General features: G+C 53.5%; 22 protein-coding genes. 9 read left to right on the top strand and 13 right to left on the bottom strand.

Annotated features, from left to right (window positions below; translation table 11 throughout):
• The first annotated feature begins 118 nt into the window (after positions 1-118).
• The 6 genes from VH86_RS16950 (at position 119) to VH86_RS16975 (ending at position 4,921) form a co-directional block, all read left to right on the top strand.
• Positions 119-511, top strand: coding sequence for a RidA family protein (locus tag VH86_RS16950; protein WP_045833599.1), 393 nt, complete (start codon positions 119-121; stop codon positions 509-511).
• Between the two features lie 139 nt (positions 512-650).
• Positions 651-1,475 carry a transporter substrate-binding domain-containing protein gene (locus VH86_RS16955; RefSeq protein WP_034822375.1) on the top strand — a complete coding sequence of 275 codons (825 nt, stop codon included), beginning with the start codon at positions 651-653 and terminating at the stop codon, positions 1,473-1,475.
• 50 nt (positions 1,476-1,525) lie between these two features.
• Positions 1,526-2,263, top strand: coding sequence for an amino acid ABC transporter permease (locus tag VH86_RS16960; RefSeq protein ID WP_045833600.1), 738 nt, complete (start codon positions 1,526-1,528; stop codon positions 2,261-2,263).
• Positions 2,260-2,904, top strand: a complete 645-nt coding sequence (locus VH86_RS16965; RefSeq protein ID WP_045833601.1) for an amino acid ABC transporter permease — start codon at positions 2,260-2,262, stop codon at positions 2,902-2,904. Before VH86_RS16960 ends, VH86_RS16965 begins: the two co-directional genes overlap by 4 nt.
• The gene (locus tag VH86_RS16970) at positions 2,901-3,638 is read left to right on the top strand and encodes an amino acid ABC transporter ATP-binding protein (protein WP_045815499.1); all 738 of its coding nucleotides are present in this window, start codon (positions 2,901-2,903) and stop codon (positions 3,636-3,638) included. Before VH86_RS16965 ends, VH86_RS16970 begins: the two co-directional genes overlap by 4 nt.
• A gap of 11 nt (positions 3,639-3,649) precedes the next feature.
• On the top strand, positions 3,650-4,921 hold the full coding sequence (locus VH86_RS16975; protein WP_045833602.1) for an alanine racemase: 1,272 nt from the start codon (positions 3,650-3,652) through the stop codon (positions 4,919-4,921).
• Positions 4,922-5,043: 122 nt separating this feature from the next.
• Here the strand turns inward: VH86_RS16975 and VH86_RS16980 are convergent, their stop codons facing one another.
• Both VH86_RS16980 and VH86_RS16985 read right to left on the bottom strand, forming a co-directional pair.
• Positions 5,044-5,739 carry an aspartate/glutamate racemase family protein gene (locus VH86_RS16980; protein WP_045833603.1) on the bottom strand — a complete coding sequence of 232 codons (696 nt, stop codon included), beginning with the start codon at positions 5,737-5,739 and terminating at the stop codon, positions 5,044-5,046.
• Between the two features lie 93 nt (positions 5,740-5,832).
• Positions 5,833-7,890 carry an FUSC family protein gene (locus VH86_RS16985; protein ID WP_045833614.1) on the bottom strand — a complete coding sequence of 686 codons (2,058 nt, stop codon included), beginning with the start codon at positions 7,888-7,890 and terminating at the stop codon, positions 5,833-5,835.
• Positions 7,891-8,142: 252 nt separating this feature from the next.
• On the opposite strand from VH86_RS16985, the gene VH86_RS16990 reads away from it, so the two are divergent.
• Positions 8,143-9,090, top strand: coding sequence for a sulfonate ABC transporter substrate-binding protein (locus tag VH86_RS16990; protein ID WP_045815496.1), 948 nt, complete (start codon positions 8,143-8,145; stop codon positions 9,088-9,090).
• Positions 9,091-9,123: 33 nt separating this feature from the next.
• Here the strand turns inward: VH86_RS16990 and VH86_RS16995 are convergent, their stop codons facing one another.
• Complete coding sequence (locus VH86_RS16995) at positions 9,124-10,083, bottom strand: zinc-binding alcohol dehydrogenase family protein (protein ID WP_045833604.1); 960 nt, start codon at positions 10,081-10,083, stop codon at positions 9,124-9,126.
• 108 nt (positions 10,084-10,191) lie between these two features.
• On the opposite strand from VH86_RS16995, the gene VH86_RS17000 reads away from it, so the two are divergent.
• Positions 10,192-11,046 (top strand): LysR family transcriptional regulator, encoded by an 855-nt coding sequence (locus VH86_RS17000; RefSeq protein WP_045815494.1) that lies wholly within the window; start codon positions 10,192-10,194, stop codon positions 11,044-11,046.
• Between the two features lie 35 nt (positions 11,047-11,081).
• Here the strand turns inward: VH86_RS17000 and VH86_RS17005 are convergent, their stop codons facing one another.
• From VH86_RS17005 to ssuD, 8 genes are all read right to left on the bottom strand, one after another.
• Positions 11,082-12,296, bottom strand: a complete 1,215-nt coding sequence (locus VH86_RS17005; protein ID WP_045833605.1) for an acyl-CoA dehydrogenase family protein — start codon at positions 12,294-12,296, stop codon at positions 11,082-11,084.
• A 2-nt stretch (positions 12,297-12,298) separates the two neighbouring features.
• Positions 12,299-13,732, bottom strand: a complete 1,434-nt coding sequence (locus VH86_RS17010) for an MFS transporter (protein ID WP_045833606.1) — start codon at positions 13,730-13,732, stop codon at positions 12,299-12,301.
• A 177-nt stretch (positions 13,733-13,909) separates the two neighbouring features.
• Positions 13,910-14,785, bottom strand: a complete 876-nt coding sequence (locus VH86_RS17015) for a MetQ/NlpA family ABC transporter substrate-binding protein (RefSeq protein WP_045815491.1) — start codon at positions 14,783-14,785, stop codon at positions 13,910-13,912.
• Entirely contained in the window at positions 14,782-15,480 is a 699-nt protein-coding gene (locus VH86_RS17020; protein WP_045815490.1) for a methionine ABC transporter permease, read from the bottom strand. Before VH86_RS17020 ends, VH86_RS17015 begins: the two co-directional genes overlap by 4 nt.
• Positions 15,477-16,496 (bottom strand): methionine ABC transporter ATP-binding protein, encoded by a 1,020-nt coding sequence (locus tag VH86_RS17025; protein ID WP_045833607.1) that lies wholly within the window; start codon positions 16,494-16,496, stop codon positions 15,477-15,479. The genes VH86_RS17020 and VH86_RS17025 overlap by 4 nt, the downstream gene beginning before the upstream one ends.
• The gene (locus VH86_RS17030) at positions 16,493-17,887 is read right to left on the bottom strand and encodes an LLM class flavin-dependent oxidoreductase (protein WP_045815488.1); all 1,395 of its coding nucleotides are present in this window, start codon (positions 17,885-17,887) and stop codon (positions 16,493-16,495) included. The genes VH86_RS17025 and VH86_RS17030 overlap by 4 nt, the downstream gene beginning before the upstream one ends.
• Before the next feature lie 75 nt (positions 17,888-17,962).
• Positions 17,963-19,369 carry an FAD/NAD(P)-binding protein gene (locus VH86_RS17035; protein ID WP_045833608.1) on the bottom strand — a complete coding sequence of 469 codons (1,407 nt, stop codon included), beginning with the start codon at positions 19,367-19,369 and terminating at the stop codon, positions 17,963-17,965.
• A gap of 14 nt (positions 19,370-19,383) precedes the next feature.
• Positions 19,384-20,556, bottom strand: a complete 1,173-nt coding sequence (ssuD, locus tag VH86_RS17040; protein ID WP_045833609.1) for an FMNH2-dependent alkanesulfonate monooxygenase — start codon at positions 20,554-20,556, stop codon at positions 19,384-19,386.
• A 276-nt stretch (positions 20,557-20,832) separates the two neighbouring features.
• On the opposite strand from ssuD, the gene VH86_RS17045 reads away from it, so the two are divergent.
• Positions 20,833-22,764, top strand: a complete 1,932-nt coding sequence (locus VH86_RS17045; protein WP_045833615.1) for a sigma-54-dependent Fis family transcriptional regulator — start codon at positions 20,833-20,835, stop codon at positions 22,762-22,764.
• A gap of 448 nt (positions 22,765-23,212) precedes the next feature.
• On the opposite strand, the gene VH86_RS17050 is transcribed toward VH86_RS17045, so the two are convergent.
• The gene (locus VH86_RS17050) at positions 23,213-24,184 is read right to left on the bottom strand and encodes a ParB family protein (protein WP_045833610.1); all 972 of its coding nucleotides are present in this window, start codon (positions 24,182-24,184) and stop codon (positions 23,213-23,215) included.
• Between the two features lie 7 nt (positions 24,185-24,191).
• Positions 24,192-25,391: an AAA family ATPase gene (locus tag VH86_RS17055; protein ID WP_045815484.1), complete on the bottom strand. Its 1,200-nt coding sequence runs from the start codon at positions 25,389-25,391 to the stop codon at positions 24,192-24,194.
• Positions 25,392-26,186: the final 795 nt, after the last annotated feature.

Below are 26,186 nucleotides of genomic sequence, written 5' to 3' on the forward strand. Positions count from 1 at the left end.
ATAACCGATCTCATATTGCAAAAGCAAATCCACTGTGCAAATCTTGCCCTATCCGGTATTGCAGATTCAAGTCTGATATATCGGACAGGCTAACAACTCCAGAAATGAGGCAATTTGCATGACGATAAAACGTTATGGCATTGAAGGTGGAACAGGCACCGGCGGGCAAAAATTGCCTTTTGCCCGTGCGGTAGAAGCTGATGGCTGGCTGTATATCTCAGGCCAGACGCCGATGCGCGACGGTGAGGTAGTGGAAGGCGGTATCATTGAACAGACCCAGTTAGCATTCGATAACTGCCTGACCATCATGCGTGAGGCAGGTTATCGTGTGGAAGATGTGGTCCACGTCACAGCCGTGCTGACCGACGCACGCTACTTCAGTTCCTTTAATAAAGTATTCAGTGAGATATTCAGTGGAAATCCACCGGCGCGTATTTGCAGCGTGCAGGATTTAGTGGTCGACTGCAAAGTGGAAGTGGATATGAAATGCTTCCGCGCCGATCGTAAATAATTATTACGGTTAAAACAGGCTGACGAATTTTTATTTTCTTCGCCCACACCAGGACAGCCTGTTATTAATTGATGCTTTTCATTTTGCTGTGAAATATCGGCGTTACGCCGACTCATAACCATTTTATAGAGAGCATAAAATGAACACAACATCGCTTAAATTCGGCGCGGCTGCGCTGGCGTTACTGGTTTTAGCTGGCTGCACACCCACCGAAGAAAAAAAAGAGGCTGGCGCTGCACCGCAATCGGCCCTGCAGAACGTGTTGCAACGCGGCACGCTGCGTGTCGGTGACTGCCTGAGCTTTGCCCCTTTTGGTTTTTATGACAAAGATGGCAACCCGGATGGTTATGACGTTGATTTGGCAAAAGCACTGGCCAAGGAGATGGGCGTGAAACTGGAGATGGTGAATACCACCAGCGCCAACCGTATTCCTAACCTGCAAACCAATAAAGTCGATGTCGTGTTCTGTAACTTCACACGCAATCTGGAACGTGCCAAAGAGATCGGCTTCACCAACCCGTATGTGGTCGCCAGTGAGGCAATGCTGGTGCGCAAGAACAGCGGCATTCAATCTGCGCATGATATGGCGGGCAAAACCATCGCCACGGTGAAGGGTTCAACCAATGGGGATGAAGTCCGCAACCTCGGTATTGATGTGAAAATTCAGGAATACGATTCATCGCAAGCCGCGATCCTCGCCGTGAAGCAGGGCCAGGCCGATGCGATGATCGAAGATAACAACTTCCTGGCTTACCAGGCCAAGCTGGACCCCACGCTGACCGTCACCAACGAGGCGCTGGTTCCGCTGGAATATAACGCCTTTGGTGTGAAACAGGGTGATCAGGTGTGGACCAACTATCTGAATGAATTCCTGTTTGAGATTAATGCATCGGGTGAAAACGCCCAGCTTTATCAGAAATGGTTCGGTAGCAAGCCACGTTACCCACTGAATCCGCAATATTGATTGATGTACGGCGCGGCAGTTGATGCCGCGCCGTTCGAAGGAGTCAAACCATGAGTTATCAATGGCTAACCCTCTGGCGCTATGCCGACACCTTTCTTGAGGCCGCATGGCTGACACTACAGGTGACATTGCTGGCCTTCGTGCTGGCGGTGGCATTGGGTTTATTGTCGGCATTAGCGAAATCATCGCCTGTTGCTCCCCTGCGCTGGATCAGTCACTGCTACGTCGAATTCATTCGCAACACGCCAGTGCTGCTGCAAATTTTCATCATCTTCTTTGGCCTGCCCTCGCTGGGCATCACCATGAGCGCCTTTACCGCCGGTGTGCTGGCGCTGGGCATCAACGTTGGCGCTTACTTGTCTGAAACCTTTCGTGCCGGGATTCAATCGGTGCCTAAAGGTCAGCTCGAAGCCGCTTATATTCTCGGCATCCCACGTCGGCAAATCTTTCTCAGCGTGGTACTGCCGCAGGCGGCACGCGCCGTATGGCCGGCAATCATCAACAACCTGATTCAGCTGCTGCTCGGCACTTCGCTGCTTTCTGCGATTGCCCTGCCAGAACTGACCGGCACCGCCACGGTGATTAACGCCCGCACTCTGCTGTATATCCAGACCTTTAGCGTGGTCGCGCTGGTCTATCTGGTGCTGAGCAATCTGTTCTCCTGGCTGGGCACGGTAGCAGGACGGCGCATGTTCCACCCGCCGCTGGTGACCCCGGTAAAAAAGTCCGCCTGGTGGTGGGCAAAAAAATGGCTGACTAATCCAGTGAAACAGGAGAATGCGCTATGAGCGAGCTAATCATCAGCTCTTTCCCCATCCTGATGAAAGGACTGGGTATCACGCTGTTGCTGTCCATCGCCGCCATTATCGGCAGCACGTTGCTGGGCTTACTGGCTGCAGTGTTGCGCACCAGCCGATTGCCGGTCGCCAAACAGATCGCCGTACTCTATACCGAGCTGTTTCGCGGTACGCCAGTGCTGATCACGCTGATGTTCATCTACTTCGGCGTGGCCTACTTCGGTTATGAGATCAACCTGTTTGCCGCCGGGATCCTCGGTTTGAGCATCTATCAAGGTGCCTATATCGCCGAAGTGTTCCGCGCCGGCATTGAAGCAGTACCGAAAGGACAGTGGGAAGTGTCGTGGATTCTCGGACTTTCCAAACGTCAAACCTTCATGAGCGTGGTATTGCCCCAAACCCGTGGCATCGTGTTGCCGCCGCTGGCCGGTCAGTATCTTTCGCTGATTAAAGACACCTCGATCGTCAGCATGATCGGCATGTCCGAACTGATGCATCAGGGCCAGGCGATTGTCGATCGCATCGGCCAACCAGTGGTGATTTACGGCCTGGTTGCCCTGCTCTACTTCGCCATTTGCTTCCCGCTTTCTCGTTGGGTTCAACATCATCAAACCAGGAGCCAGATATCATGAGCCAATCTGCGATTACGCTGAGCCGCATTACTAAATCCTTTGGCTCCACTCAGGTGCTGAAAGAGATCAGTCTGGATGTTTCACCCGGCGAAGTGCTGGTGTTAATTGGTGCGTCCGGTTCAGGAAAAAGCACCGTGCTGCGCATCATGAGCGGCTTAGAAACCGCTGATGGCGGCGAAATATGGGTCAACAAAGTGCCATTGCACGACCGCAAGCGCAGCAGCGAAATTTGTGGCCATGTCGGCATGGTGTTCCAGCAGTTCAACCTGTTCCCGCACAAAACCGCGCTGGGTAACGTCACGCTGGCGCTGATTAAAGCGCAAAAACTGTCGGAAGCGGAAGCGAACAAACGCGGCATGGCGGCACTGACTCGTGTTGGGCTGGCGGAGCGCGCGCATCACTATCCGGCACAGCTTTCCGGTGGTCAGCAGCAGCGCGTCGCCATTGCGCGCGCGTTGGCGGTGGAACCGAAAATTATGTTCTTCGATGAAGCCACCTCCGCGCTTGACCCAGAGCTGGTTGGCGAGGTGATGGAAGTAATGCGCAGCCTGGCGCGTGAAGGCATGACCATGGTGGTGGTGACGCACGAAATGGGCTTTGCTCGTAAAACGGCAGATCGCGTGGTGTTTATGGATCAGGGCGTTATCGCCGAACAGGGTTCACCTGAGCAGATCTTCGTGCATCCTCAAAACCCGCGCACTCAGCAATTCTTATCGCGCGTGCTTGAGCATTAACAGGAGTCACTATGTCGATTCATTTTCCACTGAAGGCCGACGGGTTGCTGGATGCCCAACAACCTGCACCCCGTTTTAAATCGGTGGCGGGTGCAGGTCATCAGCCATTAACGCCTGGCAGCAATGTGTTTACTACTGATGAAGTGTTCTCCCCGTTGATGGTGATGAAGCAATCAGCGCTGCAGAACAACCTCCACCAGCTCGCCACGTTTTGCCAGGAAAACGGCATCATGCTGGCAGCACATGGAAAAACCTCTATGTCGCCCGCGATCTTGCGCCGCGCTATCACAGAGGGTGGCGCGTGGGGATTGGGTGCTGCCACGCCGGCACAGGTCCGCGCGCTGCGTCAGTTTGGCATCCGCAATGTGTTTCTCGCCAATGAGTTGGTCGATCCGGCGGGCATTCGCTGGATTGGTCAATGGCAGCAGCAGCATCCCGACCACGGTTTCCTCTGCTATGTGGATTCACTGCAGGGCGTAAAATTGCTGGAGCAGCATCTCGGTGATGCACAGATTTCCGTGCTGCTGGAAATGTCGGTGAGTGGCGGCCGCACCGGCTGCCGTTCGCAGCAGGAAGCGCTAAAAATTGCCGCAGCGATGAAAGCCAGTACTTCACTGCATCTGGTGGGCGTGGCCGGTTATGAAGGCGCGCTGGGTGCGGGTCGTGATGAAGCCGGTATTCAACGCGTGAGAGCATATTGTCAGATGATGATCAGCACCGCCGCACTGCTGGCAGATCAGCAACTCTTCAGCAGCGATCACATCATCCTCAGCGCTGGCGGTGGCGCCTGGTTTGACGTGGTGACCGAGTGTTTTACTGCCGCGACATTACCGCTGCCGATGACACCCTTGATTCGGTCCGGTGCCTATATGGCGCATGACAGCGGCTTGTATGCGCGCATTGCACCCTTCGCGCAACCGGGTTCGAGCCATCACTTCGATGCAGCGCTGGAGATTTGGGGGCGGGTGTTGTCTCGTCCTGAGCCAGGATTGGCTTTTGTCGATTTTGGCCGGCGTGATGTGCCGTTCGACCAGGATCTGCCCAATCCATTGTGGATCCGCAACGCAGATGGCAGTGAACCGCGCGCAGCAACCCATCTGCGTATCAGTGACGTCAACGATCAACATGCGTATCTGCTGCTGCCCGATGATGAAACGTTGCAGCCGGGTGATTGGGTAGGATGCGGTATCTCTCATCCCTGCACCGCTTTTGATAAATGGCGCTATCTGCCACTGGTGGACGACGATTATTGCGTCACAGATTCACTGGAAACAGCATTCTGACCACAAAAAAGGCTGCCAACGTATTGGCAGCCCGTTCTGGCACATCCCTGTACGACCATGTGGAGTCAGACGTTGTGCCTTCAATGAACAGATAATAACACACAAAATAATTAGCAGGATAATTATTTTGTTGCCAGAGCCAGTTTCACCGCATCCTCGGCATGAATTAACGTGGTATCAAACAGCGGCACGCTGGCATCTTCGGGCTTCACCAGCAGGGTAATTTCGGTGCAACCCAAAATGATCGCTTCGGCACCCTCCGCCACCAGCTCAGCAATCACCTCACGATAACGCGCTCGCGACGACTCACGAATAATGCCAAGGCACAACTCCTGATAGATGATGTCATGCACCGTCTTCCGGCCCGACGCATCCGGTACCAGCACATCAATGCCAGATTGCGCCAGGCGGCCTTTGTAGAATTCCTGCTCCATGGTGAATGCAGTCGCCAGTAAGCCCACGCGCTTCACGCCAGCGGATTGAATACGCTGAGCAGTCGCATCGGCGATATGGAGCAGCGGGATATCCACGGCACCGATAATCTGGTCAGCGACTTTGTGCATGGTGTTAGTGCAGAGCACAATAAAGTCCGCCCCGCCCTTTTCCAGACTGCGCGCGGCTTCTGCCAGAATCTCGCCGGCCCGCTGCCATTCTCCCGCCACTTGCAGCTTCTCAATTTCCTGAAAGTCGACGCTGTACATCAGGCTACGCGCCGAGTGCAATCCGCCAAGTTGCTGCTTCACCTGTTCATTGATGATGCGATAGTAGAGCGCCGTCGATTCCCAACTCATCCCACCGATCAAACCGATCATTTTCATCTGCGATTTTCCTTTATCAAGCCTGTCCAGCACTGTACGGGATTTGTCAGTCTGGTGCATGCCCCCAGCTCAAATACAGGGTTTGCGGCACACTTATGCGCGATCAACCTCAAGTGGCGCGTTTTCCGGCCAGCGTGCTGAGGGAAACAGCGATAAGCGGATATTGAACAGATGGAACATCGGCGTAAACAACGCCTGTTCCTGTAATGTCCGCGCCTCTAAACCCAACAGCAGGCGATTAAGTTCATGCAACAACGCCGGATGGGGCTGTGTCTGCAGGGATTTCAGCCTGCGTTTGAGGAACACACTCAGCTCATGGAACATCGCCGCACTCTCAATGCCATTCTCGGTCAGCAGCGCCTTGTGCCGCGTGTAATAGTCGTAACAGTTGGCGCCAAGCCAGGCTTCGGCAATCAGATTGCCGCCGGAAACCAGATCGGGTGAGGGATCAACGCGTTTACGTGGCAGGATAATGTTGACCTTATCCAGCGTACGCGCCACAAATTGCTGGCGCGCCGTCATCGTTACCGTGTTGAGGCGCAGCGCAGCGATAAACTGTAGCAAATCGCGGATCCCTTTACGCACCGCGCGTTTCGCCGTCCACGATGGACGCTTGTTGCGAATAAGCAACGTCAGCACCAGGGCGATGACAATACCCATCAGCGTTGAAATCATTGCGTTCACTATAAGCAGAAGATCGGGTTTGAAATGATGACTCATGCCAATCAGGCCCGGAATCTGCGTGGCGACGATCAGGCCAATCAAATTGGTTGCCGGGTTGGCAATCACCAATCCCAGCGCAAATAATCCAGGCGCGAGGCAGATGATCATTGCTTCAAACGTTACCGCTTGTGGTATCAACACGGTGACGTAAAGCAGACTGATCGCCATTGAGATCAATACGCCCTTCAGGAATAGCTTCATTGGCGCTATGGGACTATCCAGCCCGGCAAAGAAGGAGCAGAGTACCGCCGCCATCATCGGCGCAGTCGAGCCATCTTTCCAGCCGCTGCCGATCCAGAACAAGCAGGTGGCGAAGGTGGCAAGAAACGCAGTGAAGCAGGAGAGCAGCAGCAAACCTTTATCGACATGCTTATGCGCACGCACGGTTTTTCCCGGCTTGACGGTCGGTGTCCACTCACTCACGCGTTCGCTGACGCTGTGATAGGCATTAGCGATACGCACGAAGTTAAGCAGGCGCTCCAGCAATCCAATCAACAAAATACTCTCTTCACTGTTGAGCCGACCTTCCTGCCAGGCCTGTTTCAACTGCGCCTGTGCAACAGTGAGGACATCGTGCACCTGAACCTGATCATTGCCATTTAGCCATAACAAAAACTGCTGGAACGCCTCAGACACATAGTCTGGAAAGCGGATTTCCTGCTGCGCCAGCAAATTGAGCCGTGATTCAATTGCCGTTAGGGTCGGGATCAAATAGGAGAGGTGTTGATACTGCACGCTGACCAAACGCACCAGACGTCGCGCGGCATCGCCTTCATATACACAGTGTGTAATCAAGGTTTCGACGTTGAGAGGATAGTTCGCCATCTGAACCAGAATATCTTCTCGCTCTACCGATTTATCAGCTGGCATCACCGTAACTAACTCGCTGCACAGCTTACGGGCATTTAGGTACCACAGGCTGACACTCTGTTCCAGCAAGTTGCGCATCGAGACCGGCATGATCAAGCGGTGCACCAGGCTGCTGCAGATAATCGCCACGGTGATCTCTTCAATACGCGATATCACCGTGTAGGTGATGGCCGAAGGGGATGTCACATCGGGGAATCCCATGATCGCCGCGCTGTAACCCGCCAGCATAAACACATAGCTTTTCGGCGTGCGATCATGCAATGAAAGGTAAAGGCACACGGCAACCCATAGCGAGATACACAGGCTGAACAGCATCGGTGACTCTACCGTAGTGGGATAGATCAGCAGCGTAAACAGCCCACCCAGCAAGGTGCCGAAAAAGCGAAACACCGATTTCGATACGGTCGAACCCGAATAGAGTTGGGAGGCAACGTACACTGTAGTCAGTGACCAGGCCGGTTTATCGAGATTGAGTTCCAGAGCAATGTAAAAAGCCAGAAAGGCAGCAAGACAAGTTTTGGCAGAAAACAGCACTGCGCTTTGTGAAAACCACTTCATAGAGCGAAAGAAACCCATAGCAGGCAACGTAAGTGCCTATCCTGACAGAAGCATATCAATATGACATTTTGATTTGTTATACAAATTATTACCGTGCTAATTATCTGGGCATCTATGCAAATCAACATGACATACTGATTACAGTGAATGATCTTGATCACAAAAATTCGGTTATAAGCGATCGAAATTAGTTATTTATTGGTTATATAAGCGCTTTGTTATGGTGATTTAAAAAACCACCAAGGAGTGATTATGCCAACCAAAATTCCTGCGCTAAGCATCCTGGCGCTTAGCTTCGGCCTGCTCTCTGCGCACGCCTTTGCCGCTAAACCAGAAACCGTGACCATCGGCTATCAGAAAGCCAATATCTTTGCGCTGCTGAAGTATCGCGGCACGCTGGATGAAACCTTCAAGAAGGAAGGCATCAATGTCCGCTGGGTCGAGTTTCCGGCCGGGCCGCAGATGCTGGAAGGGTTAAATGTGGGCAGCATCGATTTAGCCGCCACCGGCGATGCCCCACCGGCTTTCGCGCAGGCTGCCAAAGCTGATTTGATTTACCTCGGTCACTCCCCTGCTAACCCCAAAACCGAAGCCATCGTGGTTCCTAAAGATTCGCCGATCAAAAGTGTGGCGGATTTGAAAGGTAAGCGCGTTGGATTGAACAAGGGTTCTGACGTGAATTATTTGCTGGTGAAAGCGCTGGAAGATGCCGGACTGAATTATAAGGACGTGAAACCCGTTTACCTGCCACCTGCAGATGCGCGCGCCGCCTTCCAGAAAGGTGCGATTGATGCGTGGGTGATTTGGGACCCCTACCTTGCAGAAGTGGAAGCCAATGCCGACGCGCGTGAAATCCGTAATGCGGAAGGTTTAGTGCCGCATTACACCTTCTATCTTGCCAGCCGCCCGTTTGCGGAAGGCCATCCTGACACCGCGAAACAGGTGGTGGAGGAACTGGGTAAGTTGAGTGATTGGGCGAATGCCAACCAGGATGAAGCCGCGGCGATATTGTCGAAATCGACCGGGTTAGATAAAACGATTTGGCAGACCACGTTGAAGCGCCTGCCGTATGGTGCCACGCGCATGACACCGCAGGTATTTGATGAACAGCAGGCGTTAGCCGATACGTTTACCCGCGTTGGATTGCTGCCGGTTAAAGTGGATGTGCGCAGCGCGACCTGGTCACTGGATAAGCAGTGACCAGGTAGTGTGCGGCCTTACGGCCGCACACTGTTAAACAGTGATAAACACTCTGCCCAAACGCCCACGCGTTTCTGCTCGTTGATGAGCTTCAACCACCTGTTCTAGCGGGAAAGTACTATCGATAGGCACGATCAGTTCGCCTTTCGCCGCCATCACCATCAGTTCATTCACCAAATCGCGGGCAATCTGTTTTTCGCCCCATTCTGGACCCAGCAAGCATCCGATCAACGTAATACGGTGCAGCAGCAGATATTCCGCATCCACCATCTGATTACGTCCAGCGAGAATGCCGATCAGAATCGCCGCCCCGCCGTCTTTTAATACTTCAATGCCATCTGACAATGCTTCACCGCCAATGGTATCGATCAGCAAATCCACTTTATTTCCGCCCAGCAATTCACGTACCTGTTCGCCAGCCTGCTTGTCACCAACCACAATCGCGTCATTGAGGCCAAACTCACGTAACTTTTCCAGTGATTCTGGCCGCGTACCGGTTCCGATCACCCGGACACCCATGCGGGATGCCAGTTGGACGGCAGCCATGCCCACTCCACCCGCCGCGCCGAGAATGAGTACGGTTTGGCCTGGCTGCAGCTTTCCTAAATGAAACGCCCATGCCGCGGTGCCTGGCCCAACCGGAATGGCAGCAGCAATTCGCGCATCCAGGCCTTCAGGAACAGGAAAACAGTTATATGCAGCGACAGCGCGACGTTCTGCATAAGCACCTCGCCAGTTGAACGTGGCCACTTTCTGCCCCCTCTTAAATCCCGTTACCTTTGCCCCCACATCAAGAATGGTGCCCGCTGCCGCATAGCCCAAAGACTCACCCGCTTGTAAGTGCTGGCTGTTGCGAGAAATGATATCGCCGCCCTCAACACTGATGGCTTCCACCGCCACCAGAAGCTCATCCTGCGAGATCAGAGGTTCGGGGACATCCACCAGTTGCAAAACCTCTGGACCACCTGGTTGTGGGTAAGTTACTGCTTTCATCTCTGCTCTCCACACTGCTGAATACGAATAATGACCGGTAGATAAAGCGTAGCGAAGCTGATGATATGTTGGTAGGCTGCATTCACATGTATCAGACATAACCCCATCATGATATCGGACAATTTTGAACCCGCGCTGCTTCGTACTTTCGTTGCCGTTTGTCATCACCGCAGCCTGACACGCGCCGCCGAGCAGGCCGGACGCGCCCAATCCGCACTCAGTGCACAGATTCGTCGACTAGAAGAACATACGGGCCAGCGTTTGCTGCGTCGGACAGGACGTGGCGTCGTCCCCACCAAAGAGGGAGAAGTGCTGCTCAGTTTTGCGGTGCGAATTCTCGCGTTGGGAGAAATGGCGGTCGCGCAACTGAGTGAAAGTACGCCCGCCGGCACGCTTCGTATCGGGATGTCCGAAGATGTGGCATCGAGCTTGCTCCCCTTTGCACTAGGCAGGCTGAGAAGATTGTGTCCGGGCCTGCACATCGAGCTTTCCATTGAGAGCGATCACATTCTCGCCAGACGCTGGCAGGAGAGCGCGTTTGATATGGTCTTGGGTTTGACCGCCGGATTCAGCGAAGACCCGTTAACCAGTTGGGAGATCGACCTGCATTGGGTGTGCGGAATTGACTATCCCTGGGATAGCGCGCTGACGGTCGATGCTATTGTTTGCGGTGAACCTTGTTCATGGCGACGCTTGATGTTTGATGCGCTGATTGAAGCAGGCAAGGAGTTTAGGATCGCGGTAACCAGCTCAAACCTGGGCGCGATCATCCCCGCTGTTGAAGGCGGGTTGGGTGTGGCCATGCTGCCAGCGGAGCTCATTCGTCATGACAGTATGCGTCTGGTGAATGTCGCGCAGGCTCCGGTAAAAGTGACATATGGTTTGTTTGTCACGCGGCGGCCGAACTCCAATGTCACCACGGCGCTGAATGTGATTCAGGAGAGTTTAAAAACGTTGTATTAGAAGTGGGCGGCTCAAGCCGCCCGGCTTGAAATGTTTTACCCTTCCCCACGCCCAATTTGCCAAATCCCCGTTGGTGGCGTGCCGTTAACCTTCCAGCCGCCAATATCACGTGCTTTATAAATCACAGGATTGTGTGACGAGACGGTACGCGCATTACGCCAGTGGCGGTCTAGCGCTTTGCTGATACGCGTATCCGACGCGCCAAGCGCGTTAAACAGCTCGGTGGCGGCGCGCGGAACCAGTTCACTGGCGATGACTTGTGCCTGCCCTGCTTCGGCTTCCGCTAATGCGTTGACCTCAACCAGCCTTGCTTCATCGTTGCTCACATGGGCTTCATAGGCTGATTGCAGTGAATGTGCTGCGCGAATTACTGTGGCTTCGACCGCAAACGCCAGGCTGGTGATCTCACCGATCACCTGAAGTACCTGTACATCCTCGCGTGAAGTCGAACCATTGCTGTGGCTATAAATACGATTTCGTGCAGCCACCGCTTTCGCGCCGTCACGTGCCACCGCCCGTCCAATACCGGCCAACGTAGCCAACAGCACATGTTGATAGAATGCTGTTTGATAGCGGAAACGCGTGGCGAAATCGAAGACGTGTTCCTGCTCGACGTGCGCATTTTCAAAGCGTGTGGTGCCGCTACCAGTTAAGCGTTGGCCAAAACCATCCCAATCGTCATCACGCGTTACACCAGGTTGGTGAGTGCTTACCAGAGCGATAACATCGCCCTGATTGTCATTGCGTCGCGCATATACATCAATCCAGTCGGCGAACAATGTGCCCGTGCTGTAAAACTTCTCACCGCTGAGCGTCCAGCCATTTGCGACGGGCGTGACACGGGTTATCACATCACCGAGTTTCACGGTGCCAATTTCAGTCCAGCCGCTGCCCACCAACTCGCCGTCAATAAAACGGCGGAACCAGCGATCGCGCTCAGCGCTGGTGGGCTGGTTCAGGCGGTCTTCGACAAATGCGAAGTGCGCACGCAATGCCTGCGGCAGATTGGAATCCGCTTCCGCCAGTTCGGTGAGCAATTGGAACAGCTGTGGCAGCGATGCGCCCCACCCGCCCTGCTCTTTCGGGATGCGTACCGTACCGAAGCCCGCCTCTTTTAACCAGGTTATTGCTTCATGGGGCAACGTGCGGCTGCGTTCGCGCTCTACCGCACCTTCAGCAATACGATCAAACAGTGGACGGAAATGCGCAGCCAGCGCAGCGTAATCGGTGCCTGTAGAAAGTTGGCTCATAATCACTCCTGATGAGAAAGATCGTCAATGTCGTGGCGCGTCGGTTCGTGGCGAACCGCGAGCAGGAAAAAGATCGGGATGATGGCAGCAAGCGACACCACCCAGAACATGTTGGTGCCCAGCGCCGCCTGCAGAATCGGCAGAATAAACAGCGCCAGTGCGCTGCCAATCCCTGACAGCGCACGACTGAAGCCCACGCCAGTCGCGCGAATGGACGTCGGATAAGAGAGCGCCGGGTAGACCATCAGCTGCGCACCCGGGCCAAAGCCTTCAGCAAACAACCACAAGCCAAGCATCAGCACCGCAAACACAATCCCCGCGATCGCTTCAGGGTGCCCAATCAATGCCAATGCAATCAGTGCGAAGAACTGCAGTGCAAATCCGGCGATTGCCACATGGCGAGACGGATATTTCCAGGCCAGACGCATGCCCAGCAGACCGCCGGTGAAAGCAAACAGCGCGTTCAGGCCGAGCGATGCAGAGATAGTTTCAAACACGCCTGCACCAAGAAACTGCGCAAGAATCGAAGGCAGGAAGAAGGCGATTGCGGTGTACTCAAACGAAATGCAGATGTTCATTACGCCTGCCACGATGGTGCGTTCACGCCAGGGTTTCTGGAACAGCACGCGAAAACTGACTTTGGGTGCCGCTTCTGCTGGTGGCGCTTCGGGTTCGGCCTCGTGAGCATGGATGCCGTAAGAGTCACGCAAAATGCGCACCGCAGACTTAAGATCGCCCTGATTGGCTGCCCACAACGGTGATTCGTTCATAAATTTGCTGCGCACTGCGATGATCAATAACGCAGGAACGGCACCGAAGAGCAGTGATGCACGCCATAACCAGTCAAGATGCTCTTTCGGTAACAGGAAATAGAGCGCGAAGATCAGCAGGAAACACACCGTTGACGCGGCGTACCACATCGGGCACCAGGCGGCGAGTCGCGCGGCTTTGTTGCCTTTACCAGCGAATTTAGAGAATTCCGCCAGGTAGGACATCGCCACGGGTAAATCGATACCCACGCCAATCCCCATCAGGAAACGTGCGCCAATCAGTACCCAGACATTGGGCGCTAATCCCGCTGCGATGGCGGAGACCACGAAGAACAGCATATCGGCCATAAACACCGAGTAACGGCCATATTTATCGGTGAGCCAGCCACCAATCAGGTTCCCGACAATGGTGCCGACCATGATTGAGGACGTCACCAATCCGGTAAGAAGAGGAGAAAGCTGGAATTCGCGTACCACATCGTCAATCCCATAAGAGAGCGTGGTGAGATCGTAGGCATCGAGGAAGACGCCGCCGAGCGCGAGGAACACAATCATGCGCGCATAATTGTTTTTGTCACTGCGGGTGTTGATCAGCCTTGCCACATCGCTGACCGAACGAACCGGCTCAGACGCCGGTAAGGTGTTTTCGAAAGAAACGGAACTCATAATGCCTCACGTTGTTTTTTAGTTGTGCAGGTGAGGTTGTTATAAGCGCTGTGCATGCCGGACCAAAGCAACAAATAGTGATATTTAATTGTTATAAATCAATAATATAAATCAAAATACAAACACAAAAGCCCGAACACGCATCGCGTGTCCGGGTAAGGCTGTTTAACGTCAGGATTAATCAGCAGAGACCGGCACTAATACGCCTTTTACTAAGGGATCATCGGTGGTTTTCAGCCACTGCTGGACGCGAGGATCGGAAAACGCCTGCTTGAGTTTCACGATGTTTTCCTGCTCCAGGTACGGCGTCCCAATCACCAACTGCGAAGCAAAAGTACGCGGCGCCGGTGGGAACAGAATGCCTTTATCACGCGGCACTTTTCCGGCATCAAACTGAGAAACATAGCCAATCGCCGCGTCCACCGAATTTAATGCGCGTGGCATGGTCAGCAAATCGAGTTCTTTGAAGACGAAGCCATGCGGATTACCGACAATGTTTTTTAATTTGGCGGTACGTGGTTCAACGTTAGGATCGAGTGTGATCAAACCCTGACGTGCCAACAGCCACAGGGCCTGGCCCTGGTTGGCGCCATCATCTGGCACCACAATGGTGGCGCCCTGCGGCAGGTCAGCGATTGATTGATAACGATCCGAGTAGACACCAAACGCCCACTGGAACAGCGGCAGCGCCGAAGTGAGTTTGAAGCCATTGGCATCCACTACCTGTTTCAACCACCACTGGTGCTGATAGACGGTTGCCGCATATTGCCCTTGTGCCACGGCGCGGTCCGCCTGCACCGGATCCTGCACGCCCACCGCTTCCAGCTTCAGGCCATAATCCGGCGCAATGTGCTCGCCAACATACTCAATCAACTTCTGTTCTCCCGCCATTGCCGGTTCAAAGTGGATTTGTAGCGTGGAGCCAAACACTACCGCTTGCGGTTGCTGACTGCGCCAGAACCAGGCGGCAGCGGCCAATACAATGACCACTATGATTAGTAGCAGCCACGGCCAGCGGCGCGTCTTACGTAACTCAAATTCTTGTGTTGTCATCGTGATATCCCCTGAGGATGGCGTAAAACAGCGACTAAACGGTCGCCGATAAATTGAATGGTTTGTATCAAAGCGATCAGCACCACGATGGTGGCGATCATGATGTGGTTGTCGAAGCGCTGATAGCCGTACACCACGGCTAAATAACCGATACCGCCCGCGCCGATGGTGCCAGCGATGGCGGAGTACTCAATCATGGAAATCAGGTTGAGGGTGATGGCGGCAACAACAGCAGGTAAGGCCTCACTCAGCTGCGCCGAACGGATGATTTGCCAGCGCGAACCCCCGCACACCAAACCCACCGACGTTACTTCGCCTGGCAGTTCACGCAGCGCGTTATCCACCAGGCGGCCAAAGAACGGAATACCAGCCGCAATCATCGGGACGACGGCAGCAGGGATGCCGATGGTGGTGCCGGTAAGCCAGAAGGTGAACGGGATAATCGCGGCCATTAGCACCAGAAATGGCAACGAGCGCCCCATATTCACGATCCAGCTCAGCACCCGATGAATGCCGCGATGAGGAAATAACCCCTGCACTGAGGTGTTGAATAGCACCACGCCGACGATACCGCCGAACGTCACCACGAATAGCATCACAATGCCGACCATCAGTGCCGTTTCAGCCATGGCGGGCAACATCAATGCCGGGATCTCCAGCCAGGGCGTATCCTGACTTATCACGGAAATGCTCATACTGCCTCCCGCAACTGATGAACGCTGCCCGAGACGCTGGCGACTAATCCAAATTGTTCGAGTTGCGCCAGTAATCGCGCCAGTGGCACGCGTTCTTGCTGGAAGTGGATGCCTACCTGCAAGCGTCCGGCCTGAATGCCGTTCACCTGCTCAACGTGCGCGCCGAGCAGATCGATACGCAGATTGAATTGCACACTCAGACGCGAGATCCAGTCGCTGATGACCGGGACATCTGTGCGATAACTCAGTTGCAGGATTAATTCCGCCACGCCAGGTTGTGCCACCAGTGGAAATAAGCGTTGGGCCAGGGAGGAATCGGGCTGTGCGAGTAACTGCTTCACCACGCCATACTGCACAATCTGCCCATCGCGAATTTCGGCAACCGCATCCGCCGCCTGACGCACGGCATCCATCTCGTGGGTGATCAGCACAATCGCCAGCTTGTAGTCGTCACGCAGTTTTTTCAGCAAGTCCAGCACAGCAACCGTGGCTTCAGGATCCAGTCCTGACGTCGCCTCGTCGGCCAGCAGCACGGAAGGGCGAAGCGCCAGCGCACGAGCGATGCCAATACGCTGACGCTGGCCCCCCGATAGCTGACCGGGAAACGCTTTGGCTTTATGGCTCAGACCTACACTCTCCAGCAACTCACCCACGCGTGCGGAAATATCCCGCTCGACCACGCCGAGATAACGCAATGGCAGCGCGATATTTTCCCAGGCGCTTTTACGCTGCAGTAGGGCAGAAGATTGAAAAACGGTACCAATCGAACGGCGCGCGCGTCGCAGTGCTTCGCCATTCAGCCGCGAGAGATCGCTGCCATTGACGCGAATGCTGCCCGCGCTGGGCTGCTCCAGTAAACTGATGCACTTCGCCAGCGTAGATTTTCCCGCGCCGCTGGGCCCAACGACAGCGGTGATGTTGGCCTGTGGTACCTGCAAGTTGATGGCTTTCAGCACCTCGGTGACGCGCCCATCCGCGGTGCGGTAATGCTTACTCAACTGGTCAATTTCAATCATATGACCTCCGGCAGTACCGAATGCTTCACTCGATAGCCCACGCCGGGATGCGGCGCGGTTAACTGTGGTCCGGCGTTAAACAGCTTCTCGCGCAGCGTACCTTCCGCATACGCCTTCTTGTAAACACCGCGCTTTTGCAGCTCAGGAATCAGCAGTTCAACCACATCTTCAAAGGTTTCATGCGTCAACGCGTAGGCGAGGTTGAAGCCATCAACGTCGGTGTCTTCCACCCAACTTTGCAATTCGTCGGCGACGGTTTCTGCACTGCCGACTATCAACGGGCCAAACCCGCCAATGCCAACCCAATCCGCCAGCGCTTTTACCGTCCATTGGCGATCAGGGTCGGCAGTGGAGAACGTTTCGACTGCCGATTGGATGGCATTGGTGTGAAGGTACTTCAGCACCTGGTCCGGTTGATATTGACCGAAGTCGATACCGGTCCAGCCGGATACCAGCGCAAGTGCACCCTCGTAGCTGACATAGTTTTGATATTCCTTCCACTTCGCCTGCGCGGCAGCATCGGTCTCCCCGACGATCACTGTTTGCAGATTAAAAATCAGGATGCGGCGAGGATCGCGGCCTGCTTCTTCTGCACGGCGACGAATGTCCGCCACGGTTTTCTTCAGCAAAACTTTCGACGGCGCTGCAACAAACACGCACTCCGCATGCTCAGCGGCAAACTGTTTGCCACGGCTCGATGCCCCCGCCTGGTACAACACGGGCGTGCGCTGCGGCGACGGCTCACACAGGTGAATGCCCGGCACATTGAAGAAGGTGCCCTGATGATTGATCGGATGGATTTTGCGGGGATCGCTGAAGATGCGTCGTTCACGATCGCGTACTACCGCATCCTGTTCCCAGCTACCTTCCAGAAGCTTGTAGACCACCTGCAAATATTCATCGGCGTAGTCATAGCGACTGTCGTGATCGCTCTGCGCCTGATGGCCAATATTGCGCGCCCCACTCTCCAGGTAAGAGGTCACAATATTCCAGCCGATACGCCCTTTGGTCAGGTGATCGAGCGTCGATAAACGGCGCGCAAAAGGATAAGGGTGTTCAAACGACAGCGATGCAGTGAGGCCAAAGCCGAGATGCTCGGTCACCAGCGCCATCGGCGTAATCAAGGCCAGCGGGTCGTTAACTGGCACTTGCGTTGCCTGACGAATCGCGGCATCGCCGTTCCCGTTCAGCACATCGTAAATGCCCAACACATCGGCGATAAACAAACCGTCGAATTTGCCTCGCTCCAGCAATCGCGCCAAATCGACCCAGTACTCCAGATCCTTGTATTGCCAGGAGCGGTCGCGCGGGTGCGCCCACAGGCCCGGTGATTGATGTCCGACACAGTTCATATCAAAAGCATTCAGGCGAATTTCACGTTGCGATGGCATAGCAATCTCCATAGCGAGGCCGTGATCGTGCGACGACCCGGCGTTCGTTAGTGTGTTTTTAGGATGTTTGAGAGATTAAGAAACGTAAAGGGGACATCGCTCATCTTGAGCGATGTGAAGATCTTCGAGAATTTGCTGAGCAACGGCAGCGGCGTGATCGGCAACCTGCGGCAGGCCCATCAACTCGCCGAAACGCGCGCGGGCGGCGGGGCCGACCACGAACAGGCGGGCATTGGGCAGGCCTTGTTGATTCAGTGCGTGTGACTGCATATCAACGTCGAGGCCAAAGCCAAGCTGATCACCGCGAATCAGGCCTTGGTCACTCAGTGAACGGAGCAGCGGCTGGCTTTGTGTCAGCGCATCATGCCCCGGTCCCGTGGTGACGATCAGATGATCGAGCAAGCGCGTTTCAATTTCACCGTTGCGCGTGTGCAGAGTGATTGCCAGCTGGTTGCCCTGCGCCGTAATGGCCTGCAGTCTGGCTGCCAGCACCTGCAAACTCCCCTGCTGCTGTCGTCTGATGATTTCCGCTGACACCTGCGGCGCGATACGATAACGATGTACATCCCACCACGAGCGCAGATGGCGCACAAAGCGCTTTTGCTCGTGCAGCGGTAAGGTTTGCCAGATGGTCTGGCCCTGTGCGCGTACCTCATCCAGCACGCGCTGCCAGGGTAATTGCTGCCGTGCGGCACGGTCAACCTCATCTCTGATGTGATGCAGCCACAGACGCACACCAGGGACGTTCTGAGGCGCTAACGTCCATTCAGGCCACTCACCCTGCAGATTAGCGCGTGAGAGCTGCCCACGGCGCGAGAAGGCGGTTAATGGGCCTTGATGGTGCCGAGTGCCTAATGAGGCAACCACATCTGCCATACTCAGGCCTGTTCCGATGATGGCCACGGCGGCGTCAGGGTTTATCGCATCCAGCACGCCGGCTTGCCACGGATTGGCAATCAACGCTGGGTGATGAGCAAAGGGTTGCAGCGAGCGAGGCAATAAGGGCGGCGGATGGCTGATCGCTAATGCCAGTAGATCGCCTTGTAACATCTCGCCATTGCTGAGTAACAGCTGTTGCCCTTCCCAGGCCACGGCACTGGCCTGAATGTGCCGAAGTTCGATCTGTGGATACCGTTTTGCAGCGAGAGCAAACTGTTCGGCCAGATAGCGTCCAAACATCGCGCGCTGCGGATAGACTGAGCCGTCATCGCAATGGGCTACTGAATCCAGTGAACACTCAGGCTGCTGACGATACCAGCGATCAAAGGCGCCTTGCTCATCGCCGCTGAGTTGCATACGTGAAGCCGGGACGTTGATGCGATGCGCCGGTTCCTGCGTGGAGTAGGCTACACCACCGCCGAGCTGCTCACGCGGTTCGACCACTGTAATCAGTAATGGAGAGGACGACTGGCGTGCGAGATGAATCGCCAGCGCAGTTCCGCTGAACCCGCCACCTATGATGATGATGTGAGATCGTGCCATCGTCTTCTCCTGCATTAGCTGGCGCTCATCTGTTTCGAAGGACGCTTATCGCCACCAATGGTTTCGCCAAACGGCCCGGTGTTAATGGTGCGCGCGCGCTGTTGCTGGCCATTTGCCAGCGGTAACAGTGGCAGCAGTAATTCTGCCACACGATGCGCCTCTTCCAGATGCGGATATCCAGACAGGATGAAGTTGGTCACACCCAGCGCCTGATATTCCCGTATGCGTTCGGCAACTTGTTCAGGACTGCCCACCAGGGCCGTTCCTGCTCCGCCACGTACCAGACCGACGCCTGCCCACAAGTTTGGAGCGATATAGAGATTATCGCGCGACCCTCTGTGCAGCGCGCTCATCCGCGCCTGACCTGCCGAGTCCATACGCGCAAAAATCTTCTGCGCCTGCGCGATGGTGTCTTCATCCAAATGGCCGATCAATTTCTCTGCTGCCGCTTTCGCTTCCTGTTCCGTTTCACGCACGATGACATGCAAACGGATGCCGTATTCCAGTTTGCGCCCGCGCGCTTTAGCACGTTCACGGACGACTGCCAGCTTTTCTGCGACCTGCTCAGGGGGCTCACCCCAGGTCAGATAGGTATCGATTTGCTCAGCAGCGACATCAATTGCGGCCTCCGACGAGCCGCCAAAATAGAGTGGTGGGCCATTTTCCTGCACCGGCGGGAACAACACCTCCGCGCCTTCAACGTGAATATGCTGCCCTTCATAGTCAACCTTCTCTCCGCGCATTAAACGGCTATACACGTCGAGAAACTCTTTGGTGACTTCATAGCGTTCACTGTGATTGAGAAAGATGCCGTCGCCTTTATTTTCAACCGGGTCACCGCCGGTCACCACGTTAATCAGCAAACGTCCTTCAGAAAGGCGATCTAAGGTGGTAGCCATGCGCGCGGCTAATGTCGGCGGCTGTAATCCTGGACGCACGGCAACCAGGTAACGCAGTCTTTTGGTGATGGGTGCCAGTGCTGAAGCAACCAGCCATGAATCTTCGCAACTTTTGCCGGTGGGAATCAGCACACCGTAGTAACCGAGATTGTCGGCAGCCAATGCCACTTGCTGTAGGTACGCTAAATCGACCGGGCGCCCACCTTCCGTGGTGCCGAGATAGCGACCGTCACCGTGCGTCGGGAGAAACCAGAAGACATTGATGTTCTTGTTTACGGATTCGGCCATTATGTTTTTCCTATATAACTTTATTTAAAAATGGTCATTTCGGGCTGCTTTTTTAGTTATATAGCTGTTAGCGAAAAACGTGCCAGCTTTCCCGCTCTTGATAATCACGGTTTTTCAGCAGGTTAGATATTTAGCGTCATTTCAGCTTGTTGCATCGGCAACTTGCTGCCTACAGCTATTGCTGCATATGCAACTGCTTATGCTTTTTTCCTGCTATTCACAGTGAATAGCAACGTTTAGCGTGTACTGATTCTCCCCCGCGGAAATCAATCGATGCTGACCAACTATAGCAATTACGCTGACTCACCACGTTTAGTCGATCCGGCTTCACTTGCGTTTCAATCACTACTCGACAAATTCGCCCCTACGGATGCCACTGTACTGATTGTCGGCGAAACCGGGACGGGAAAAGAGGTGGTCGCACGTTATCTCCATCATCATAGCCAACGCCGCCATGGCCCCTTTCTCGCCGTTAACTGCGGTGCTTTAACCGAAAGTCTTGCGGAAGCAGAACTCTTTGGTCATGAGAAAGGGGCATTTACCGGCGCGACCCAGGCGCATCCCGGCTGGTTTGAATCTGCGCAGGGCGGCACCCTGCTGCTGGATGAGATTGGAGAGCTGAGTCTGTCGCTGCAGGTCAAGTTGCTACGCGTGCTGCAGGAGCGTGAGATTACGCGCGTGGGCTCGCGCAAGCCGATCAAAGTGGATGTGCGTGTCATTGCTGCCACCCACGTAGATTTGGCACAGGCGATACGCGAACGTCAATTCAGGGAAGACCTTTACTATCGCCTTAACATTGCCGTCGTGCCGCTGCCTCCGTTGCGGCATCGTCGGGATGATATCCCGCTACTGGCGCAGCATTTCCTTTCGCTGTATGCACGTCGTTTAGGTCGACCGGTGCGTCGTTTGTCACCGGATGCTTTGGAAGTGCTGCTGGAGTACAGCTGGCCAGGCAATATTCGCGAACTGGAAAATACGCTTCATAACGCAGTGCTTCTGAGTCGGGAGGAGACGCTAACGCCAACCCATTTGCGGCTGACGAGATACAGTGAACAGGGCTTTAGCCACGCAGAAGAATCAACGCTTGATAACTTCCTGCGTCAACAGCTCTCCACTAAGCCCAATCAGCTGTTTGATCGCGTCATCGCCAGCCTGATTACTCACGCGCTGGAATTCACCGAACACAATCAGACACAGGCCGCTGCGCTACTTGGCATCAGCCGCCACACACTGCGTACCCATCTTGCTCATCAGGGAATGATAAAAGGACGGCGTAAGGCGACAAGTCACGTTGCAACGGCCTCTGTTAACGAGCCTAATCAGGAGCGTGAGTTACGTATCGGCTATCAGAAATTCGGGAATCTTGGTGTATTAAAGGCGCGTCAAAGTCTTGAGCAGTGCTTCGCAAAGAAGGGGGTTAGCGTGTTGTGGAGTGAATTTCCTGCCGGGCCTCAACTGCTTTATGCCTTACAAAATAACGAGATCGATTTCGGTACAACCGGCGAGGTGCCGCCTATTTTCGCCCAGGCGAATGGCAATGCCGTGACCTACATTGCCTGGGAACCCCCTGCGCCCAGCAGCGTGGGGATAATTGTCCCGAACAATAGCGATATTCGAAGTATTGCTGATTTACGTGGGAAACGTATTTCGGTCAATAAAGGTTCTAATGTTCACTGGTTATTGCTGCAGCTGCTGGAAGAAGCAGGTATCGCCCTTGATGAACTCAAAGTGGTATATGCGCCGCCAAAATATCCTCTGACGGCAAGTGACTATCTGGCGGTCGATGCGTGGATGATGTGGGATCCCTTACTCAGTGCGGCAGAGAGCAATCCTGAATTGCGCGTGCTGGCCAACGGTGAGGGGCGTGTGCGTAACCACCAGTTTTATCTGGCACGTCGCGATTATGTGGAAAAACATCATGACGTGGCCCAGCAGCTGGTGGTGAGTTTACAGCAGACCGGCATTTTTATTGATAATCATCGGCAGGAAGCTGCTGGTCTGCTTGCGCAAGAATTGGGTCTTGACCTTTTGGCTGTTGAAAGAGCTTTAACACGACGCAGTCATAAAACCCGTTCAATGGCATTTGAAGTGATTAAAGAGCAACAAATCATCGCCGATCGTTTCTATGCATTAGGTCTGATAAACAAGCCTGTTCGCGTTCGGGAAGCGGTTTGGCAGTCGCCCAGCGGTTTATCACTTACAACCTAACGACCCGAATAAAGTTATCCACCTTTTCTGTGGATAAATCATTGAATATCATCTGGCTAAACCGGGTTAGTTACATCGATGCAGCGCTGAAATTTGCTGAAATGCTGGCGATTTCAGCCTGAAATTAATTTGAAAAACACTTTTAATTCAATTCATTAGCTGTGAAATCCTGATGGCGAATGAAGAAAATTTCAGGGCATCCGCAATCTTATTTCCTCCCCTGGTTAGCCTTTGTTGATTTCCTATCCAGCTGGTTATTTTGCCTTCACCTTAGATTCACTAAACTCTACAGCGCAAGAATTTTACGCATATATACGGTGAAAAAGTTGGCGATTTCAGCCTGAAATTTCTACATAGGTTAGATATTTTTCATACAGTTAGCGATGAAATAGCACTGGCGAAAAGCTGAAATTCAGGCAAAAAAAAACCGCCCGAAGGCGGCATTTCGCTACTGATTGAGATATTTATTGAGTGTCTCGTTTATCACCCGATCCAACTCATCTTGTAATTCTTTCGACTGGCGATTGAATTCGTAGCTGAACATGCGGCCGCGTGTCTTCTTGCGGGCATAGCGATCTTTATCAGCAAACGTCCAGAGAGGAGTAGCGACCGCTTTGTCCTTTGCTGGCGACTGGATCAACGTTTGGCTACCATTACGCACCAGACGCAGAATCCCATTTTTTACTTCATCTTCAGCCAAACCATCACGTGCGCAGACCGTATCAACATCCATGCCAATGGTATCAATTAACGCTTCAACCGACTGACCAATCTCCTGAAGCTTCTCATACGCCTGCAGCAGCGTTTTGTAATCCGGATAAGTTAACTCGGAATGATTTGGGAACAGGGTAACCAACTCTAGTGGTACGCTCGCGGCCTGCAGCGCACGCGTAACTTTCGCCTGCGAAAGACCTTCGCTTTGAGCAATCTCTTTCTGTGACAGGCCACTCTCTTTTAATGACAGTAGGCGCATCCCCACTTCACGCAGGTTATGTTCGCGTGCGGTTTGAATATCCTGCGCCAGACGACGTGCTTCATCTGCCGTGATGGCAACCTCAGTGACCAGCACATCCAACCCGGTTTTGCAGTGCAGAGCAGCGGCACGGCGGCGGGAACCATCCAAAATTTCGATGCGGTCGCCGCGCTTCACACCAATAGCAGGGAAGAACTGCTGTAATTTAATGGTGCGGATAATGTCGCGCAGCGATTCAGGCGTCAGGCCTGACTGATCGCGACCGTTAGTCTCCATTACCACATAGGTTTTTTCTTCAATTTCCTTCGCCGTAATGTGTTCAAGCGTGAACAGGGCACGTTTACCGGTCGAAAGGATAAAGGTTTGAGAATGTCCCTCTGAGGCATCCTCAGTCTGCAAAGGTGTCTGGCTGAAGGTACGGCCAATCGTGATTCGTTTTGCGCTCATAGTAACCTCAGTTCAGGCGAATAAATTCAATGCGGTCAAATACGGCTTTAGCGAAATCTTCCGCTGCCGAACGCGCATTCTTCAAGGCTTCGGTGCTGCCCACATAGGTCGATGGGTTCGCAGAGATCACCGTATCAAACGACTCTCCACAACGCTCAAAACCGTCCAGACGCGGTAAAGCAGCATCCAGCATGTCGCCACCAAAGATCTCTTTCGCCAGGCTGTGACACAGCTTGTGGTCCGCTTTATTCGATAGCTTGGACATAAAGCCGATGTTGCCTTGCAAGCGGCAGGATGCGCCTGATTCCTCAATAATGCCAATCAGTTCCGGCAGGCGCGTCAGATACTTCAACGTCGAGTGGAAATCAACTTGTGCTGGTGGAACTGGCGTCATCAGTAAATCAGATGCGGCGATCGCGTTCTTCAGGAAGGCATCCAAATGTGGGCCACTGTCAATAAAGATGAAGTCATAGTCTTTCTTCAATTTTGCTACGACGTTGTCATACAGAACCGCATGCACATTCTGCGTAGGCAGATGCTCAGCACACAGTTCTTCCCAACGTGATGCAATAAAGGCGTCGTCAATGGAGGCCGGCAGTACGTCTACACCTGGAATGATCGATGGCACGATGAATTCGTTAAGCAACTCATCGCGGCCCACGTTTTGCAGCATCGCTTGCGCAGCTGTGGCTTCCACCAGTCCGACCGAACGCTCATGATTGAGGAACATGGTGGCAGAGGATTGCGGATCGAGGTCGATAACCAGAATGCGCAGGTCTTCATACAACAGATGTGGGTGCGCACGCAGCGCATGAGCCAGTGAGACCGTTGATACAGTTTTCGATACGCCACCTTTGAGATTACCAACAAACAGCGTGAATGCCTCTGCGTGACGATCGCGATACTTTGGCACACCACGGTGATGGTAGATATCAATGATGTTTTGGATGGACATTGCGTATTTGGTAGAGCTGCCCGCCGCGCGTTTATCGAATGGATAGCCGTTCTCTTCCATTTCATTTACAGCGTAATCAACGCTCGCACGCGTTAATTTAGGGAGTTTGGCTAACGCCGCTTTGGCGTAAACCTGATAAAAAGTGTTTTCCTGCAACTCTTCTTTCTGCGCCTGAATCTGTTCCGTCAGGCTCATTAGCATTTTTTCTGAACGTTGTGCGACTTTCAGAACTTGCTTCTCATCGTTAGCCATACTTGCTCCACACATGTAGGATTTATGACTTTATACCGAAATCCTGCACATGAGGCAAATCTATCTCATCTAATGCGAAACATTTAGCGCTGCGAAAATACCTTGAGTAAGAGGGTGTTAGTCCAAACATTCACTGTAATCAGCGGAGATGTTTTAATCAGAGTGGAATAATGGATGAAAGTGTGAGCAACGCCTCATTCGCGAATTTGCTCCAGCATTCACTGTAATCAGTAATTTGATCGTCCGTTGCACGAGATTTGCGGGCAGGGTGTTACGGCTGAAATCACAGTCTGCATTCACTATATTCGGCATAACATTCACTGTAATCAGCAAACATTCACTGTAAGTGGCAATAGGTTCACTGTAATCAGTAAACTTCTGCGCTACGTTCACTGTAATCAGTAATATTGATTTTTCACGCCGAGCCGTTGAAAGCCTGGGTTCCGCATGACGAAATCGGCTGTGGACGTTTTAGGTAGGTAGAGACGCCTCAGTCCCAACATAAGCATTCACTATAATCAGTAGACTGCATGTAGAGAGCATTAATTTGACCCAGTGTTCACTGTAATCAGTAATCGACAGCTCGTATGGCTAGCTGGCATTCACTGTAATCAGCAATTTGTCTAAGCCACATTCAAACGTTCACTGTAATCAGTAGCCCAAATCGCTCTCTCAGCGGAGCGTTCACTATAATCAGCAATTTTGTCTTAAATGGACTCGCCATAATCGACCGAAAGGGAAGGGCATAAGTGAGAACGTTCACTGTAATCAGTAAAGGAGTCAGGAGTCAGGAGT

It is taken from the genome of Pantoea sp. BL1 (assembly GCF_000963985.1).
Taxonomy (GTDB): domain Bacteria; phylum Pseudomonadota; class Gammaproteobacteria; order Enterobacterales; family Enterobacteriaceae; genus Pantoea; species Pantoea rwandensis_B.

Coding starts and splice junctions, on each gene's coding strand:
- VH86_RS16950 (WP_045833599.1), top strand. CDS start 119: ATGACGATAAAACGTTATGGCATTGAAGGTGGAACAGGCACCGGCGGG.
- VH86_RS16955 (WP_034822375.1), top strand. CDS start 651: ATGAACACAACATCGCTTAAATTCGGCGCGGCTGCGCTGGCGTTACTG.
- VH86_RS16960 (WP_045833600.1), top strand. CDS start 1,526: ATGAGTTATCAATGGCTAACCCTCTGGCGCTATGCCGACACCTTTCTT.
- VH86_RS16965 (WP_045833601.1), top strand. CDS start 2,260: ATGAGCGAGCTAATCATCAGCTCTTTCCCCATCCTGATGAAAGGACTG.
- VH86_RS16970 (WP_045815499.1), top strand. CDS start 2,901: ATGAGCCAATCTGCGATTACGCTGAGCCGCATTACTAAATCCTTTGGC.
- VH86_RS16975 (WP_045833602.1), top strand. CDS start 3,650: ATGTCGATTCATTTTCCACTGAAGGCCGACGGGTTGCTGGATGCCCAA.
- VH86_RS16980 (WP_045833603.1), bottom strand. CDS start 5,739: ATGAAAATGATCGGTTTGATCGGTGGGATGAGTTGGGAATCGACGGCG.
- VH86_RS16985 (WP_045833614.1), bottom strand. CDS start 7,890: ATGAAGTGGTTTTCACAAAGCGCAGTGCTGTTTTCTGCCAAAACTTGT.
- VH86_RS16990 (WP_045815496.1), top strand. CDS start 8,143: ATGCCAACCAAAATTCCTGCGCTAAGCATCCTGGCGCTTAGCTTCGGC.
- VH86_RS16995 (WP_045833604.1), bottom strand. CDS start 10,083: ATGAAAGCAGTAACTTACCCACAACCAGGTGGTCCAGAGGTTTTGCAA.
- VH86_RS17000 (WP_045815494.1), top strand. CDS start 10,192: ATGATATCGGACAATTTTGAACCCGCGCTGCTTCGTACTTTCGTTGCC.
- VH86_RS17005 (WP_045833605.1), bottom strand. CDS start 12,296: ATGAGCCAACTTTCTACAGGCACCGATTACGCTGCGCTGGCTGCGCAT.
- VH86_RS17010 (WP_045833606.1), bottom strand. CDS start 13,732: ATGAGTTCCGTTTCTTTCGAAAACACCTTACCGGCGTCTGAGCCGGTT.
- VH86_RS17015 (WP_045815491.1), bottom strand. CDS start 14,785: ATGACAACACAAGAATTTGAGTTACGTAAGACGCGCCGCTGGCCGTGG.
- VH86_RS17020 (WP_045815490.1), bottom strand. CDS start 15,480: ATGAGCATTTCCGTGATAAGTCAGGATACGCCCTGGCTGGAGATCCCG.
- VH86_RS17025 (WP_045833607.1), bottom strand. CDS start 16,496: ATGATTGAAATTGACCAGTTGAGTAAGCATTACCGCACCGCGGATGGG.
- VH86_RS17030 (WP_045815488.1), bottom strand. CDS start 17,887: ATGCCATCGCAACGTGAAATTCGCCTGAATGCTTTTGATATGAACTGT.
- VH86_RS17035 (WP_045833608.1), bottom strand. CDS start 19,369: ATGGCACGATCTCACATCATCATCATAGGTGGCGGGTTCAGCGGAACT.
- ssuD (WP_045833609.1), bottom strand. CDS start 20,556: ATGGCCGAATCCGTAAACAAGAACATCAATGTCTTCTGGTTTCTCCCG.
- VH86_RS17050 (WP_045833610.1), bottom strand. CDS start 24,184: ATGAGCGCAAAACGAATCACGATTGGCCGTACCTTCAGCCAGACACCT.
- VH86_RS17055 (WP_045815484.1), bottom strand. CDS start 25,391: ATGGCTAACGATGAGAAGCAAGTTCTGAAAGTCGCACAACGTTCAGAA.